The 694-nt window shown below is 67.0% G+C and carries 1 pseudogene; it reads right to left on the minus strand.

From position 1 onward, the window contains the following. Positions 1-694, minus strand: a pseudogene (locus KUM32_RS37505) (ATP-binding protein); the annotation flags it as partial.

A 694-nucleotide genomic window follows, 5' to 3' on the forward strand; every position in this document is an offset into this window, starting at 1 on the left:
GCGGTCGGTCGTCAAGTACCTGTGCCATGGCCAGTTCCCGCTCCAGAACACTCCACAGCGTCTCCGGCCCGAACGAGCTGCCTTTGCCGATGTTCTCCTGGTCGAGGTTGACGTACACCGCCTGGTGGTAGCCGCGGCGTTGTCGCGAGAACTGTTCGCCGGCCTCGGCGAGCAGGGCCGACTTCCCGAGCCCCCGGCCGCCGTAGATGACCTGGGTGCCGCGCGGGTCGAGAACGCTCTTGCGTTCGGCGTCGCGGCCGTAGAACATCTCGCCACCGATCCGGCCCCGCTTCTCCCTGATGTACGGGTTGACGCCGGAGAAGGGGAGCAGTGTCTGAGTGGTGATGCTGACCTGACGGTTACCGCGGGCAGCCAGATAGGCCACGGCAGCATCGTCCACGACCAGCAACGGCTGCAGCCGACCAGAACCGGCGGCCAGTTCCACGCGTGACTCACGGTTCAGCGTGCCGAAGTAGACAACGAGGAGGCTCGCATCGCTGGTGTCGCGCTCTGCCCAGCTCATGACGACCTTGGCGGGCGGCCTGCCCCAGACCATCATCACCCGCAGGTTGCCCCCCTCCTCCGAGATCTGCGAGCCGAACGCGGGCGCCTTCGCGACGCCGTTGACCTCCACCCCGGTTGCTTCGAAGAGGCGATATTCCCGCCGGTGCTGGGACCGGTCGTCGAGCGACCT

Source organism: Streptomyces sp. AC627_RSS907 (assembly GCF_019049165.1).